Origin of the sequence: Mycobacterium sp. MAC_080597_8934 (assembly GCF_000523975.1) — a bacterium.
Lineage (GTDB): Bacteria > Actinomycetota > Actinomycetes > Mycobacteriales > Mycobacteriaceae > Mycobacterium > Mycobacterium avium.
Map to the genome: position 1 here is coordinate 444,231 of NZ_JAOS01000019.1, position 14,971 is coordinate 459,201.

11 protein-coding genes and 3 pseudogenes are annotated in these 14,971 nt (G+C 70.7%); 2 read left to right on the forward strand and 12 right to left on the reverse strand.

Going from position 1 to position 14,971, the window contains the following annotated elements; genetic code table 11:
• Positions 1 to 7: 7 nt before the first annotated feature.
• From NF20_RS11110 to rimP, 7 genes and pseudogenes are all read right to left on the reverse strand, one after another.
• Positions 8 to 1,003 (reverse strand): DHH family phosphoesterase, encoded by a 996-nt coding sequence (locus tag NF20_RS11110; protein ID WP_023865194.1) that lies wholly within the window; start codon positions 1,001 to 1,003, stop codon positions 8 to 10.
• Positions 978 to 1,466: a 30S ribosome-binding factor RbfA gene (rbfA, locus tag NF20_RS11115; RefSeq protein ID WP_033712654.1), complete on the reverse strand. Its 489-nt coding sequence runs from the start codon at positions 1,464 to 1,466 to the stop codon at positions 978 to 980. The genes NF20_RS11110 and rbfA overlap by 26 nt, the downstream gene beginning before the upstream one ends.
• Before the next feature lie 166 nt (positions 1,467 to 1,632).
• Positions 1,633 to 3,982 (reverse strand): annotated as a pseudogene (gene infB / locus NF20_RS11120) (translation initiation factor IF-2); the annotation flags it as partial.
• Positions 3,983 to 4,056: 74 nt separating this feature from the next.
• A pseudogene (locus NF20_RS28930) lies at positions 4,057 to 4,383 on the reverse strand (translation initiation factor IF-2 N-terminal domain-containing protein); the annotation flags it as partial.
• 75 nt (positions 4,384 to 4,458) lie between these two features.
• Complete coding sequence (locus NF20_RS11125) at positions 4,459 to 4,791, reverse strand: YlxR family protein (protein WP_073578851.1); 333 nt, start codon at positions 4,789 to 4,791, stop codon at positions 4,459 to 4,461.
• Positions 4,792 to 4,876: 85 nt separating this feature from the next.
• Entirely contained in the window at positions 4,877 to 5,932 is a 1,056-nt protein-coding gene (nusA, locus tag NF20_RS11130; protein ID WP_003875144.1) for a transcription termination factor NusA, read from the reverse strand.
• 49 nt (positions 5,933 to 5,981) lie between these two features.
• On the reverse strand, positions 5,982 to 6,518 hold the full coding sequence (gene rimP, locus NF20_RS11135) for a ribosome maturation factor RimP (protein WP_023868398.1): 537 nt from the start codon (positions 6,516 to 6,518) through the stop codon (positions 5,982 to 5,984).
• A 216-nt stretch (positions 6,519 to 6,734) separates the two neighbouring features.
• Here rimP and NF20_RS11140 point away from each other — a divergent pair, with 216 nt between their 5' ends.
• Together NF20_RS11140 and NF20_RS11145 are read left to right on the forward strand one after the other, a co-directional pair.
• Positions 6,735 to 7,274, forward strand: a complete 540-nt coding sequence (locus NF20_RS11140; protein ID WP_003875142.1) for a hypothetical protein — start codon at positions 6,735 to 6,737, stop codon at positions 7,272 to 7,274.
• A complete protein-coding gene (locus tag NF20_RS11145) occupies positions 7,271 to 7,717 on the forward strand; it encodes a ferritin-like domain-containing protein (RefSeq protein ID WP_003875140.1) in 447 nt (148 codons plus the stop codon). Before NF20_RS11140 ends, NF20_RS11145 begins: the two co-directional genes overlap by 4 nt.
• On the opposite strand, the pseudogene NF20_RS11150 reads toward NF20_RS11145, so the two are convergent.
• The 5 genes and pseudogenes from NF20_RS11150 to NF20_RS11170 all read right to left on the reverse strand — a co-directional run bounded on the left by NF20_RS11150 (position 7,718) and on the right by NF20_RS11170 (position 14,906).
• Positions 7,718 to 9,465: pseudogene (locus tag NF20_RS11150) on the reverse strand (proline--tRNA ligase).
• A 57-nt stretch (positions 9,466 to 9,522) separates the two neighbouring features.
• Positions 9,523 to 10,761 (reverse strand): GNAT family N-acetyltransferase, encoded by a 1,239-nt coding sequence (locus NF20_RS11155; RefSeq protein ID WP_009978061.1) that lies wholly within the window; start codon positions 10,759 to 10,761, stop codon positions 9,523 to 9,525.
• Positions 10,762 to 10,955: 194 nt separating this feature from the next.
• A complete protein-coding gene (locus tag NF20_RS11160) occupies positions 10,956 to 12,572 on the reverse strand; it encodes an MFS transporter (protein ID WP_003875137.1) in 1,617 nt (538 codons plus the stop codon).
• 33 nt (positions 12,573 to 12,605) lie between these two features.
• A complete protein-coding gene (gene cobA, locus NF20_RS11165) occupies positions 12,606 to 13,811 on the reverse strand; it encodes a uroporphyrinogen-III C-methyltransferase (protein ID WP_023874222.1) in 1,206 nt (401 codons plus the stop codon).
• Between the two features lie 9 nt (positions 13,812 to 13,820).
• Positions 13,821 to 14,906, reverse strand: coding sequence for a cobyrinate a,c-diamide synthase (locus tag NF20_RS11170; protein WP_255343454.1), 1,086 nt, complete (start codon positions 14,904 to 14,906; stop codon positions 13,821 to 13,823).
• Positions 14,907 to 14,971: the final 65 nt, after the last annotated feature.

Genomic DNA, 14,971 nt, shown 5'->3' on the forward strand with positions numbered 1-14,971 from the left:
AGCCGTGCTACCCCAGGGCGGCGCGCAGCGAGGCCACCGCGTCCTCGATCGAGCCGGTGGTCGAGTAGCCGGCCGCCAGCCGGTGCCCGCCGCCGCCGAACCCGGAGGCCACCGCCGCCAGGTCGACCTGCGCCTTGGCCCGCATCGACACCGACCACTGCCCCGGCGCGATCTCCTTGAACACCGCGGCCACCTCGGCCTGCTGCGTGGTGCGCACGATGTCGACGATGCTCTCGACTTCCTCCGGGCGTGAGCTGATCCAATCCTGGTTGCCGACAACGGCATACACCAGGCCGCGGCCCCCGACCGCGTCCGGCAGCAGCTGCGCGGAGGCCAGCACGCGCGACAGCAGCGGCAGCCATCCGAACGGATGAGTGTCCATCAGGGCCCGGCTGATCGCGGCGTTGTCCACGCCGATGTCGACCAGCCGGGCGGCCAGCCGCAGCGCCCGGGCGCTGGCCCACCGGAACGAGCCGGTGTCGGTGGTCAGGCCCGCGTAGATGCAGTGCGCGACGTCGGGGTCGATGGGCTTGCCCCAGGCGTCCAGGATGTCGGCGATCATCATCGTCGTCGAATCAGCCGCCACGTCAATGAAATTGGCGGTGCCGAACACGTCGTTGGAGGCGTGGTGGTCGATGACCAGCACCTCGCGGCCGGTGACCGCCAACTCACTCAACACGCCCAGCCGCTTGACGCTCGGAACATCAACGGTGACAACCAAATCCGCGTCGCGCCGGATCTCGTCCGGCCTGACCAGCAACCGGCAGCCGGGCAGCGACGCCAGCGACTCGGGCAGCCCGGCCGGCTCGGCGAAACTCACCTCGACCCGCTTGCCGCACTTGTCCAGCACCAGCCCCAGGGCCAGCCCCGCCCCGATGGTGTCGGCGTCGGGATGCACGTGCGCGATCACCGCGACGGTGCCCGCCCGCGACAGCAACTCGACGGCGCCGTGCGCATCCACGCGGACGCCGGTCAGCTCAGTATTCGGGTTGGTCGTCGTCACCGATGCTCCCGTCCCGGCCGGGCTCGACGCCCGATCCGCTCTCCCGGTATGGATCGGCCTCCCCAGCCGGCTTGGCGCCGGACCGAACCCGCGCCAGATCAGCGTCGGCGGCGCGGGCCCGGGCCAGCAATTCGTCCATCCGCGCCACGCTGTCGGACGTGGTGTCGCGGGTGAACGTGAGGGTGGGGGTGAAACGCACGCCGGTGCCGGCCCCGACCATGGTGCGCAGCGCGCCCTTGGCCCGCTCCAGCGCGGCCGCGGCGGCGCCGTAGTCCGGCTCGTCGTCCAGCGTGCGTCCCATCACCGTGTAGAACACCGTGGCGTCGTGCAGGTCGGCGGTCATCTTCGTGTCGACGATGGTGACGCCGTCCAGTCCGGGATCCTTGATCTCGAACTCGATCGCCGAGGCGACGATCGTGTTGATCCGCTTGGCCAGACGGCGGGCCCGCGCCGGGTCAGGCATTCGGATTCACCGCCTCCTCCTCATCACTTCGTTCTGCATCGTCGGCGGTGGTCGGATTCACCGCCTCCTCCTCATCACTTCGTTCTGCATCGTCGGCGGTGGTCGGATTCACCGCCTCCTCCTCATCACTTCGTTCTGCATCGTCGGCCGCTTCCCTGGCCGCCGGTCAGGTGCGCTCTTTTTGGACCAGCTCGTAGGACTCGATGACGTCGCCTTCCTTGATGTCGGAATAGCCCAGCGTCATACCGCATTCGAAGCCCTCGCGGACCTCGGTCACGTCGTCCTTCTCCCGGCGCAGCGAATTGATCGTGAGGTTCTCGCTGACCACCACGTTGTCCCGCAGCAGCCGGGCCTTGGCGTTGCGGCGCACCACCCCGGAGGTGATCATGCAGCCGGCAATGATGCCCACCCTGGAGGACCGGAAGATCGCCCGGATCTCGGCGCGGCCCAGCTGGTTCTCCTCGTAGATCGGCTTGAGCATGCCGCGCAGGGCCTTCTCGATCTCGTCGATCGCCTGGTAGATCACCGAGTAGTAGCGGATCTCCACACCCTCGCGGTTGGCCAGCTCGGTGGCCTTACCCTCGGCGCGCACGTTGAAGCCGATGATCACCGCGTCCGACGCCGACGCCAGGTTGACGTTGGTTTCGGTGATGCCACCGACACCGCGGTCGATAACCCGCAGCGCCACCTCGTCGTCGATCTGGATGCCCATCAGGGCCTCTTCCAGCGCCTCGACCGTACCGGCGTTGTCGCCCTTGAGGATCAGGTTGAGCTGGCTGGTTTCCTTCAGCGCCGAATCCAGGTCCTCCAGGCTGATCCGCTTGCGGGACCGTGCCGCCAGCGCGTTGCGCTTGCGGGCGCTGCGCTTGTCGGCGATCTGCCGGGCGATCCGGTCCTCGTCGACGACCAGCAGGTTGTCCCCGGCGCCGGGCACCGAGGTGAACCCGATGACCTGCACCGGCCGCGACGGCAGCGCCTCCTCGACGTCGTCGCCGTGCTCGTCGACCATGCGCCGCACCCGGCCGTAGGCGTCGCCGGCGACGATCGAGTCGCCGACCCGCAGCGTGCCGCGCTGGATCAACACCGTTGCCACCGGCCCGCGGCCACGGTCCAGGTGCGCCTCGATCGCCACACCCTGGGCCTCCATGTCCGGGTTGGCGCGCAGGTCCAGGGCGGCGTCCGCGGTCAGCAGCACCGCCTCCAGCAGCTGGTCGATGTTGGTGCCCTGCTTCGCGGAGATGTCGACGAACATCGTGTCGCCGCCGAATTCCTCTGGCACCAAACCATATTCGGTGAGCTGCCCGCGGATCTTCTGCGGGTCGGCACCCTCGACGTCAATCTTGTTGACCGCCACCACGATCGGCACGTCGGCCGCCTGCGCGTGGTTGATCGCCTCCACCGTCTGCGGCATGACACCGTCGTCGGCGGCGACCACCAAGATCGCGATGTCGGTGGCCTTGGCGCCGCGGGCACGCATGGCGGTGAACGCCTCGTGACCCGGGGTGTCGATGAAGGTGATCGGGCGCTCCACCCCGTCGTGCTCGACGGTCACCTGGTAGGCGCCGATGTGCTGGGTGATGCCGCCGGCCTCGGCCTCGCGGACGTTGGCCTTACGGATCGTGTCCAGCAGCCGTGTCTTACCGTGGTCGACGTGACCCATCACGGTCACCACCGGCGGCCGGGTCTGCAGGTCCTCCTCGGTGCCCTCGTCCTCGCCGTAGGTCAGGTCGAAGGACTCCAGCAGCTCGCGGTCCTCGTCCTCGGGCGAGACGACCTGAACGTTGTAGTTCATCTCGCTGCCCAGCAGCTCGAGCGTCTCGTCGCCAACCGACTGGGTGGCGGTCACCATCTCGCCGAGGTTGAACAGCGCCTGCACCAGCGACGCCGGGTTGGCGTCGATCTTCTCGGCGAAGTCGGACAGCGACGCGCCGCGGGCCAGCCGGATGGTCTCGCCGTTGCCGTGCGGCAACCGCACGCCGCCGACGACCGGGGCCTGCATCGAGTCGTATTCCTGACGCTTCTGCCGCTTGGACTTGCGGCCACGCCGCGGCGCGCCACCGGGACGGCCGAACGCGCCAGCCGCACCGCCGCGCTGCCCGGGACGGCCACCGCCGCCGCCACCGGGGCGGCCGCGGAAACCACCGCCACCACCGGGCGGGCGCCGACGCCGCCGCCGCGGTAGTTGCCGCCGCCGCCGTCACGACCGCCGGCCCACCGGCCGGCCGCCGCCGGCCGCGGGCTCCGGGCCGCGCCGGCGGCCGGCCGCCGACACCGCCGGGCGCGGGGCATGTTGCCCGGCGACGCGCCGGGCCGCGGCGCACCCGGCGGGGCGCTCCGGGACGCGGCACCGGGCGCGGGATGGGCCGATCGACCGGCTGGGCCGACGAGAACGGGTTGTTGCCGACCCGCGGCGTGCGGGCGGCGGGCTTGGGTGCCGGGCCGGGACGCGGCCGGCGTGGCGCCGGGCGGGCGGTTGCCCGGGCGGCGGCTTGGCTGCCCGGAGCCGGCGCCGACGGCCGCGCGGCAGCGGGCCCGGTCGGCCGGGCTCGGCGTGGCCTGCGCGGCCGGGTGGTCGCGGTGCCGCCGGGCTGGGCGGGCGGCGCGGCCGCCTCGCCGTTGCCGCCGGCCTTGATCGCGTTGTCCAGGGCGGCGTCCAGCGCCTTGTCGGGCGCCTTGACGTCCCCTTGGCCGCGGTCTTCGCGTCGCCCTTGGCCGCGGCCTTGGCGGGTGCCTTCGCGGCGCCCTCGGCGGCCTTGCCGCCGCCGAAGGACTCGCGCAGCCGGCGCGCCACCGGCGCTTCTACCGTCGACGACGCGGATTTGACGAATTCGCCCTGTTCATTCAGTCGGGCGAGGACTTCCTTGCTGGTGACACCGAGTTCCTTTGCCAACTCGTGTACGCGGGCCTTACCTGCCACTACTTCTCCTGTCTATGAGGCGACAGTCGTGGGGCCGCGCCTCGTGTTCAGCTATGACGCATTGTCATCGGGACTTCACGGTGTGCTCATGTTCTTTGCTACCTGTTCTGTCGCCGGGCGCTCGGGCGCATGGAGGGACTCTATGTGCTCGACCACCGCGGAGGTGTCCGGTGAACCGGTGATCCGCAGCGCTTTGGTGAAAGCACGCCGCCGGATCGCCTGCTGGGCGCACTGCGGCGCGGGATGCAGCCAAGCACCCCGCCCCGGCAGGTTACCGGCTGTGTCAACGATCGCGGCGAATTCGCCGTTCCCGGTGGGCACAGCCACCACGCGAAGCAGTTCGACGGCCAACTCTCGCTTCCGGCACCCGACACACGTTCGCACGGGTCCCGAAGGCTCACGCTGGATCACGGCTCAGTCTAGCGTCACCGAATCGATGGTCAGCACCACCCGAGCCTGTCCGGCCACGCCCGGAGTGTCCCGGACCGTGCGGTCAGCGGTCGTGGGCCATTCCGTGCGTGGCGCCGTGCTCGGGCCGGCTCTCCGAGTGCCCGCCCGCGCCGCCGGGCGAATCGCCGCGGATGTCGATGCGCCAGCCGGTGAGCCGGGCCGCCAGCCGCGCGTTCTGGCCCTCCTTGCCGATGGCCAGCGACAACTGGAAGTCGGGCACCACCACCCGGGCGGCCCGGGCGGCCTGGTCGATGATCGACACCGAGACCACCTTGGCCGGCGACAGCGCGTTGGCGACGAACCGGGCCGGGTCGTCGTCGTAGTCGATGATGTCGATCTTCTCCCCGGAGAGCTCGCTCATCACGTTGCGCACCCGCTGGCCCATCGGCCCGATGCAGGCGCCTTTGGCGTTCAGCCCGGGCAGGTTGGACTTCACCGCGATCTTGGAGCGATGCCCGGCCTCGCGGGCCACCGCCACGATCTCCACCGATCCGTCGGCGATCTCCGGGACCTCCAGGGAGAACAGCTTGCGGACCAGGTTGGGGTGGGTGCGCGACAGCGTGATCAGCGGCTCGCGCGCGCCGCGGGTCACCCCGATGACGTAGCAGCGCACCCGGTTGCCGTGCTCATAGCTTTCGCCGGGCACCTGTTCGGCGGCCGGGATGACGCCCTCGGAGGCCTTGGTCTCGGTGCCCATCCGGACCACCACCAGGCCGCGCGCGTTCGCGCGGCTGTCCCGCTGGATCACCCCCGCGACGATCTCGCCCTCGCGGGTGGAGAACTCGCCGTAGGTCCGCTCGTTCTCGGCGTCCCGGAAGCGCTGCAGCATCACCTGTCGCGCGGTGGTCGCGGCGATCCGGCCGAAACCCTCCGGGGTGTCGTCCCATTCGCTGATGACGTTGCCGTCCTCGTCGGTCTCCCGCGCGATCACCTTGACGACGCCGGTTTTGCGGTCGATCTCGATGCGGGCGTCGTTCTGGTGGCCTTCGGTGTGCCGGTAGGCGGTCAGCAGCGCGGACTTGATGGTCTCGAGCAGCTCGTTGACCGAGATGCCCCGATCCACCTCGATCGCGTGCAGTGCGGCCATGTCGATATTCATCTGCGCCGCTCCTCCTCATCGCTCCGCTCTGCATCGTCGCCGGCGCGATTCATCTGCGCCGCTCCTCCGTCTTGTCCGTGCCGCCCACACCCGCCAGTTCCAGCTCCGCCTGCGCAGGGGGCGAAAACTCCACCTGGACAACGGCTTTGACGACGTCACCGAGCGGAATCTCGCGTATCGCCCAGTCCCGGCCGGCGCGGACCACCAGGGCGACGGTGTCGTCGCCCGTCTCGCCGACCCGGCCGGTCACCGTCGAGTTGTCCGACAGGACGACGTCGACCTTGCGGCCGCGCGCACGGCGAAAATGCTTGGGGGTTCTCAGCGGTCGGTCCACCCCGGGCGAGGACACCTCGAGCACGTAGTGGTCCTCGATGGTGTCGAGCTTGTCCAGCAGCGCCGACGCCGAGCGGGACAACGTGGCCGCGGCGTCGAGGTCGAGGCCGTCGTCGCCGTCGGCGATCACCGTGATGCGCGGTGGACGCGCGCGTGCGTCGATGACCACGTCTTCGATCTCGTATCCGGCGCGCGCAAACTCTCCACCGAGTAGCTCGATCACCTGCGTCTGGGACGGTAGCCCGGTGGTCACGGCGAGCTCCTCATCTTGAGTTGTCCGGTCATCTGGCGGATGTTCGCCACCCCGATGGCCTCGCGGGCGGCTTCCGGTGTCCCGGCGGAGCACACAGCCCTTCAGGGTCGGCCCTCCGCGAGAACCAGCTATCCACGATACGCCAGGAATCAGCCATGACGGGGTGATCGCGTCCTGGCATCGAGCCCGCTTTCGCGCCGATGGCAGGATGTCCTTGTGCCTAGCGCAGTTCCGCCCGTCAACAGGCGTGTCAACAGGCGTGAGGTCCTCGCCGGTGGCGCGGCGCTGGCCGCGCTGGGAGCGGTGTCCGCCTGCAGCAAGCCCGCGCCCAAGCCGCCGCCGGTCGAGCAGCTGCTGGGCCCGCTGGACCAGGCCCGCCACGACAGCGCGCTGGCCGGCGCCGCCGCCGCGGCCCTGGGCAACCCGCCGCAGGTCGCCGCCGCGCTGACCGTGGTGGCGAGCCAGCGCGCCGCGCACGCCCGCGCGTTGTCCACCGAGATCTCGCGGGCGGCCGGCAAGCTCGCCACCTCCTCGACCAGCGAGACGACCAGCCCGAGCCCCGCGCAACCGGCTGGGCCGCCACCACCCCCGCCGCCGGTGTCCGACGTGATCAACGCGCTGCGCGCCTCGGCCGACAGCGCCAGCCGGCTGGTGGGCACCGAATCCGGCTACCGGGCCGGGTTGCTGGCCTCGATCGCGGCCTCCTGCACGGCGTCCTACACCGTCGCGCTGGTGCCCGGGGGGCCGTCGATATGACCTCGGGCAAGGACGCCGACAACGCGGCGCTGTGCGACGCGCTGGCCATCGAGCACTCGACGATCTACGGCTACGGGATCGTCTCGGCGATGTCGCCGCCCAGCGTCAACGACATGGTGGTGGAGGCCCTCGAGCAGCACCGGCAGCGCCGCGACGACGTCATCGCCATGCTGACCGCCCGCAAGGTCACCGCCCCGGTCGCCGCGGCGGGCTATCAGCTGCCCCTGGTGGTGGGCAGCCCGGCCGACGCCGCGCGGCTGGCCGCCCGGATGGAGAACGACGGCGCCGGGGCGTGGCGCGTCGTGGCCGAGCACGCCGAGACGGGCGACGACCGCGCGTTCGCCGCCACCGCCCTGGTCCAGAGCGCGGTGATGGCGGCCCGGTGGAACCGGGTGCTGGGCGCCTGGCCGATCACGACCAGCTTCCCGGGCGGCAACGACTGACTAGCCGCGCAGGGCGGCCGCGATGTCGGCGGCAAGCGACGGCCCGGTGGCCAGCTCCCGGGTCTGGCCGGCGAAGCGGTCGCGCAGCTCCACCACGCCGTCGGCCCAGCCCCGGCCCACCACCACGATCCACGGCACGCCCAGCAGCTCGGCGTCCTTGAACTTCACTCCCGGCGAGGCCTGACGGTCGTCGAGCAGCACCTCGACGCCGAGCCGGTCCAGGTCGTCGGCCAGCGCGGTGGCTCCGGCGCGCGCCTGCGCGTCCTTGTTGGCGATCACCAGGTGGACGTCGAACGGCGCCACCGACGCGGGCCAGCGCAGGCCCAGCTCGTCGTGGTGCTGTTCGGCGATGACGGCCACCATCCGCGACACCCCCAGGCCGTAGGAGCCCATGGTGAGCCGCACCGGCTTGCCGTCCTCGCCAGCACGTCGGCGGTGAAGGCGTCGGTGTACTTGCGGCCCAACTGGAAGATGTGGGCGACCTCGATGCCGCGCGCGGACACCAGCGGCCCGGCGCCGTCCGGCGACGGGTCGCCGTCGCGCACCTCGGCGGCCTCGATGGTGCCGTCGGCGGTGAAGTCCCGGCCCGCGACCAGCCCGACGACATGGCGGCCCGGTTCGTCGGCCCCGGTGATCCAGCTGGTGCCGTCCACCACCCGCGGATCGACCAGGTAACGAACTCCGTTGTCCTTCAACGCTTTCGGACCGATGTAGCCCTTCACCAGGAACGGGTACCTAGCGAAGTCGGCGTCGTCGAGCAGCACGTACTCGGCCGGCTCCAGCGCCGCGCCCAGCCGCTTGTCGTCGACCTCACGGTCGCCGGGCAGGCCGATGGCCAGCAGCTCCCAGTCCCCGCCGGGCTGGCGCACCTTGAGCAGGACGTTCTTCAACGTGTCGGCCGCGGTGACGGTGCGGCCCAGGCCCGCCCGGTTGGCCCAGTCGACCAGGGTGGCGATGGTCGGGGTGTCACCGGTGTCGTGGACCACCGCCTCGGGTAGACCCTCGACGGGTTGCGGGTCCGGGCGGGCGGTGATCACCGCCTCGACGTTGGCCGCATAGCCGGACTCCAGGCAGCGCACGAAGGTGTCCTCGCCGACCGGGCTCTCGGCCAGGAACTCCTCGGAGGCGCTGCCGCCCATGGCGCCCGACACCGCGGACACGATCACGTAGCGCACCTGCAGCCGCGCGAAGATGCGCTGATAGGCCTCCCGGTGTGCGTGATAGGCGGCCTTGAGCCCGGCGTCGTCGATGTCGAACGAGTAGGAGTCCTTCATCACGAACTCGCGCACCCGCAGGATGCCTGCCCGTGGCCGCGCCTCGTCGCGGTATTTGTTCTGGATCTGATACAGCAGCACCGGAAAGTCTTTGTAGGAGCTGTATTCACCCTTGACGGTCAGGGTGAACAGCTCCTCGTGGGTGGGCCCCAGCAGGTAGTCGTTGCCGCGGCGGTCCTGCAGCCGAAAAACGCTGTCGCCGTACTCGGTCCACCGGTTCGTCGCCTCGTACGGCGCGCGCGGCAGCAGGGCGGGAAACAGGATCTCTTGGCCGCCAATCGCATTCATCTCCTCGCGGACGATGTGCTCGATCCGGCGCAGCACCCGCAGCCCCAGCGGGAGCCAGCTGTACAGCCCGGGCGCGACGGGCCGGATGTATCCGGCCCGGATCAGCAGCTTGTGGCTGGGCACTTCGGCGTCGGCGGGGTCGTCGCGCAGGGTGCGCAGGAACAGCTGGGACATCCGGGTGATCACAGCGGGCTAGCCTAGCCTGGCGACCGGGTCGCCCTCACCGGCGCGTGTGCGCCGGCGTCAGAACAGCGTGCCGCAGTAGGGCGCCCGTTGCGTGGTGAACGCGGCGTCCAGGTCGAGCAGCGCACCGCTGCGCAGTTCGGTGATGCGGTCGGCCTGGTGGAGTTCCCAGGCGCGATGCGCACCCATGTAGATCGATCCCAGATCGCCCAGACCGATCTTGATGTCGGCGGGCCCGTCGTGCGGCGTGCAGGTTCCGACGCCGTCGCGGATCCGCAGCAGGAACCGGCCGCCGGCCACCCCGAGCGGGTCGGTGACGTCCAGCACCAAATCCGCGTCGGCGCGGTAGGCCCGTTTCGGAAGCACCTCGGGCACATTCATGATCCGCATCCACAGAAAGTCGTTGACCTTCGTGGTCTGGGCGGCGAGCTGGTCCTTCAGCTTGAGCGGGAGCGGGTCGTCGACCGGCGTCTCGATGACGCTGTTGTCGAACATCTTCAGGCTCAGCAGGGTCGCGAGCAGGTCGGTGTGCGCCTCGGGGGTGATCGGGCAGAAATCCTGGACGATCAGGTTGCCGAAGGGCCGGCGAAACGCGTGCGGTGACGCGCCGATCACCCGGTAGGTCATGAAGCCGTCCGGGTGCACGACGTAGTTCAGCGTTGATCCGTTGTCGCGCTGGGTCACCCGGTCCTCCAGGACGTCGGCCCACCAGGCCCGGCTGCGGCTCAGCGCCCCGGGCGTCACCGCGCACCATCGGTCGTAGAGGTCGGGCAGCAGCCCCCGCGCCTCGTCGGCCTCGACGACGCGCGCCCGGTTCCGCTCGGGCTTGGCGCGCAGGTCGGTGAAGCGCGGCTCGATGTTGTAGGTGCGGGCGTAGCTGGCCACTCCGGCGCCCAGGATCTCATACACCGTGGGCTGGGTCGGAACGCCGCACAGGATCGGATAGTTGCGTTCCTGCAGGATGCCGAAGCCGCGGATGCTCAGCTGCTGCCAGACGCCTCGCCCCAGATGCGTTGCGGCGACGGCGATCATCGCCAGCCAGGCCGCCTTCAGGGTGGCGCCGCCCGGCACGGTGAGCCGCAGCTTGTAGCACAACGAGGTACCGACCACGGTCGGCCGCGCCGGATCGGAGACGTCCTCGGCGACCAGGATGTCTTCCAGGTCGACGCGGCGTTTCCACGCTTCGACGTCGGCCGGGTCCACCGAAACCCCGTAGGCGCCCGCCTGATTCGCGTAGACCGCCTGCCAGTCGTCCTCGGTGGCGAATCTGATCCTGATCGTGTCGTCGGTGGTGTCCATCCTCGTCCCATCGCGTCGGCGGGCATGCATCGGGCGACACTTCGGTTCGTGGAGGCTTCGTGGAGCTTCGCTGGGGGTCACTGGGGGCTCGTTGAGCCGAAGGCACCGCTTGATGCACTACCCCGCCGGACACCCGGCCAATCACCGGCCGACGAAAATCACGGAACTGGTTGCGCCGCAACCACTGGGCCGGGTCAGAGCTCCCCGGCGTCCATCGCTTCCTTGACCTCCTGGGCGTGCGCGACCTGCTCGGGTGTGTAGCCGATGAACAGCGCCGCGGCACCCACGATGACGGCCGCCCCGGCGACCCACAGCAGCCCGTAGGTGTAGCCGTGGTCGAGCGCCTGCAACTGGGCGTCGTTCATGGTCTTCACCGGGCCGGTGGTGCCGCCCAGATACAGTGTGCGCGAGGTGATCACGGCCTGGATGACGGCCAGCACCAGCGGTCCGCCCAGGCTCTGCAGCATCAGCGTGACCGCGGATACCGGGCCGATCTGGTCGAAACCCACGCCGGCGATGGCCGACAGGGTCAGCGGGACGACGGCCATGCCGATGCCGATGCCGCCCACCACGATGGGCAGTACCAGGTTCGGGAAATAGGGAACGCCGCGGTGCATGCACCACCAGCCGTAGAGCATGGCGAGCACCAGCAGGTAGCCGCCGGCGATGGTCAGCACCCGCGGCGAGAACCGCGCCACCAGTTGCGAGGAGACGCCCAGACCGATGCCCATCGCGATGACGAACGGGATGAAGCCCACCCCGGCGCGCAGCGCGCTGTAGCCGAGGATGTCCTGCACGTACAGGCCGATGCACACGGTCAGGGTGAACATGACGCCGCCGGCCAAGAAGATCGCGATGAAGGTGACCAGCCGGTTGCGGTCGCGGAACAGGTCGAACGGCACCACCGGGTTTTCCGCGGTGCGCTCCACGATGACGAAGGCCAGGGCGGCGCCCAGCGCGACCACACCGGAGCTGATGGTGGTCAGCGAGATCCAGCCCTTCTCCGGGCCCATCGAGAAGGCGAACACGGCGGCGGTGCAGGCCAGGGTGGCCAGCACGGCGCCGGTGGCGTCCAGTTTCATCCGCTCGCGGTTGGTCTCGCGCAGCGCGGTGCGGGCCAGGTACATCATCACCAGCCCGATCGGCACGTTCACCAAAAACGCCAGCCGCCAGGACACCTCGGTCAGCGCCCCGCCGACCACCAGGCCCATCACCGAGCCGACCGCCGTCATCGCGGCGAACACCGCCGTCGCGAAGTTACGGGCGGGCCCCTTGGGGAAGGTGGTGGCGACCAGCGCCAGGCCCGTCGGTGAGGCGATGGCCGACCCGACCCCCTGCGAGAGCCGGGCGATCACCATGGTCGCCTCGTCCCAGGCGACCGCGCACAGCACCGAGGAGATGGTGAACAGCGCGACGCCGACGATGAAGGTGCGTTTGCGCCCGATGGTGTCGCCGAGCCGGCCGCCGAGCAGCATCAGCCCGCCGAACGTCAGCACGTAGGCGGTGATCACCCAGCTGCGGCCGGCGTCGGAGAGACTGAGCTCGTTCTGGATCCGGGGCAGCGCGACGATCGCCACGGTGCTGTCCATGGTGGCCAGCAGCTGCATGCCGCCGATGGCGATGACGGCCGCGATGAAGCGGCGCGACGGCAGCCACGCCGGGTAGTACTTGCTGGTCCGCTTTACGGCGGTCTCCGCCGCGGGCTTGGGGGCGGTCTCCGCCGGCGGCGTGCTGCGCACCGGGGCCGGACGATCGGGGCGTGCAGATGTCCAGTTCTGGACCGCGCGCTCTGAGTCGTTGAGAGCCGTCATAAAGGGTTACCTTACAGTAATCTTAAGAACCGTTTAAACCCCGAAAGCCGCCACCGCGCCGATCACGATGATCGCGGGAGGTCGGATACCTTCGGCACGAATCTTTTCGGGCGTGTCGGCCAGGGTGGCCCGCAAAGTGTGTTGCGCCGCCGTCGTCCCGTGCTGAACCACCAGCACCGGCGTATCCGCTGGTCGTCCGCCCTTCAGCAGGGCCTCGGCGAAAAGTTCGATACGTTCGACCGCCATCAGCAAAACAATTGTGCCGGTCAATGCGGCCAGTGCATCCCAATTCACTAACGATTCGGGATGACCGGGTGGGAGATGCCCGCTGACCACCACGAATTCGTGATTTACCGCCCGATGGGTGACCGGGACGCCCGCCAATGCGGGCACTCCTATGGCACTCGTCACACCCGGGACGACGGTGACCGGAATCCCGGCGTCGGCACACGCCAGCACCTCCTCGTAGCCGCGGGCGAAGACGAACGGGTCCCCGCCTTTGAGGCGCACCACGAAACTTCCGGCGCGGGCGCGTTCGATCATGACGTCGTTGATGGCGTCCTGGGCCATGGCCCGGCCGTAGGGAATCTTGGCGGCGTCGATCACCTCCACGTGCGGGGGCAGCTCGGCGAGCAGTTCGGGCGGGGCGAGCCGGTCGGCCACCACGACGTCGGCCTGGGCCAGCAGCCGCCGGCCGCGCACCGTGATCAGTTCGGGGTCGCCGGGGCCGCCGCCGATCAGCGCCACCCCGCCCTTGACGGCGTCGGAGCCCACCGGGCCTTCCGGCGTGATGACCCCGGTCTGCAGCGCCTCCCGGATGGCCGAGCGGATCGCCGCCGAGCGGCGGTGCTCGCCGCCGGCCAGCACGCCCACCGACAACCCGGCATAGCTGAAAGATGCTGGGGTGACCGCGGTCCCCGCCACGGCGACGTCCGCCCGGACGCAGAAGATGCGGCGTTGTTCGGCCTCGGCGACCACGGCCTGGTTGACCCGCGGGTCGTCGGTGGCCGCGATCGCGTACCAGGCGCCGTCGAGGTCGCCGTCGCGGTATTCGCGCAATTGCAGGGTGATTCCGGTCATCGCCTCGACCGATCGGGTGGCGCTGCGGGAGATGACGTGGACGTCCGCGCCGCTGGCGATCAGCAACGGCAGCCGGCGCTGGGCGACGGTGCCGCCGCCGACCACGACCACCTTCTTGCCGGTCAGCCGCAGCCCCACCAGGTAGGCGCTCTCGGTCACCCGGCAAGCCTAGTGGTTGCCGGGGTGGGCCCGCGTCCTGCCCGGGTCGGCGCGAGCGGCCAGCGCGCACCCGACGAAGCGGGCCACCGCCGCGGGCCCGGCGGCGGGGTGGGTGTGCAGATACGACGCGTGCACACCGGCGCGCACCGCGCCGTCGCGATGGCCGGACTCCTGGGTCCGGTACATCCACGCCGGCGGGTAGTCGTCGCTGAATGTCACTGTGGTGCGGTGGAATTCGTGCCCCACCGCCCGCTGGCCGGCGGCGTACAGCGGGGAGTCGACGACGGCCACGGCATCGCGATAGGCCAGCGTCAGCTGCGGGGTGAACCGGGCCTGCCCGGCCAGCACCCCGCACATCGGGTGGCCGTCGAGTTCGGACACCAAATAGAGCAGCCCGGCGCACTCGGCGTGGACGGGCGCCCCGGCGGCGGCCAGCTCGTTGATCTGGCGGCGCACGACCTCGTTGGCCGACAGCTCGGCGGTGAACTGTTCGGGAAAACCGCCGGGCAGCAACAGCGCGTCGGTGCCGTCGGGCAACGCGTCGACGAGCGGGTCGAATTCGGCCACCCGGGCGCCGGCGGCGGCCAGCAGCTCCGCGTGCTCGGCGTAGCCGAAGCTGAACGCCTTCCCGGTGGCCACCGCGACGGTGGCCCGCTCACCGCCGCGCCCGCCGGGATCCCCCACCGCCGCCGCCGGATCCCAGGGCGTCGTGACGGGCCGGGCGGCGGCGACCGCCGCCACCGCCGCCAGGTCGACGTGGCGTGCCACCAGCGCGGTCATCGCCTCGACCGCGAGCCGGGCGCGGCGCCCATACTCGACCGCCGTGACCAAGCCCAAATACCTTGTCGGCAACTCTAATTCGGCGCTGCGCGGGATGGCGCCCAGCACCGGCACGCCGGCCTGTTCGCACGCCTGACGCAGCACCTGCTCGTGGCGGGCCGACCCGACCCGGTTCAGGATCACCCCGGCGACCCGGGTCGCGGCGTCGAACGTCGAGAAGCCGTGCAGCAGGGCCGCGATGCTCTGGCTCTGGCCGCGCGCGTCGACGACCAGCACGACGGGCGCGCCAGCAGCGCGGCGACGTGCGCGGTGGATCCCGCCGCCGGGCTGGCGCCGGACGGCCCGATCCGCCCGTCGAACAGCCCCATCACGCCCTCGAC

What these genes read in the sequence shown, in the direction of transcription:
- rbfA (WP_033712654.1), bottom strand. Translation starts at nt 1,466, where the DNA reads ATGCCTGACCCGGCGCGGGCCCGCCGTCTGGCCAAGCGGATCAACACG.
- nusA (WP_003875144.1), bottom strand. Translation starts at nt 5,932, where the DNA reads ATGAATATCGACATGGCCGCACTGCACGCGATCGAGGTGGATCGGGGC.
- NF20_RS11155 (WP_009978061.1), bottom strand. Translation starts at nt 10,761, where the DNA reads ATGGACACCACCGACGACACGATCAGGATCAGATTCGCCACCGAGGAC.
- NF20_RS11145 (WP_003875140.1), top strand. Translation starts at nt 7,271, where the DNA reads ATGACCTCGGGCAAGGACGCCGACAACGCGGCGCTGTGCGACGCGCTG.
- NF20_RS11160 (WP_003875137.1), bottom strand. Translation starts at nt 12,572, where the DNA reads ATGACGGCTCTCAACGACTCAGAGCGCGCGGTCCAGAACTGGACATCT.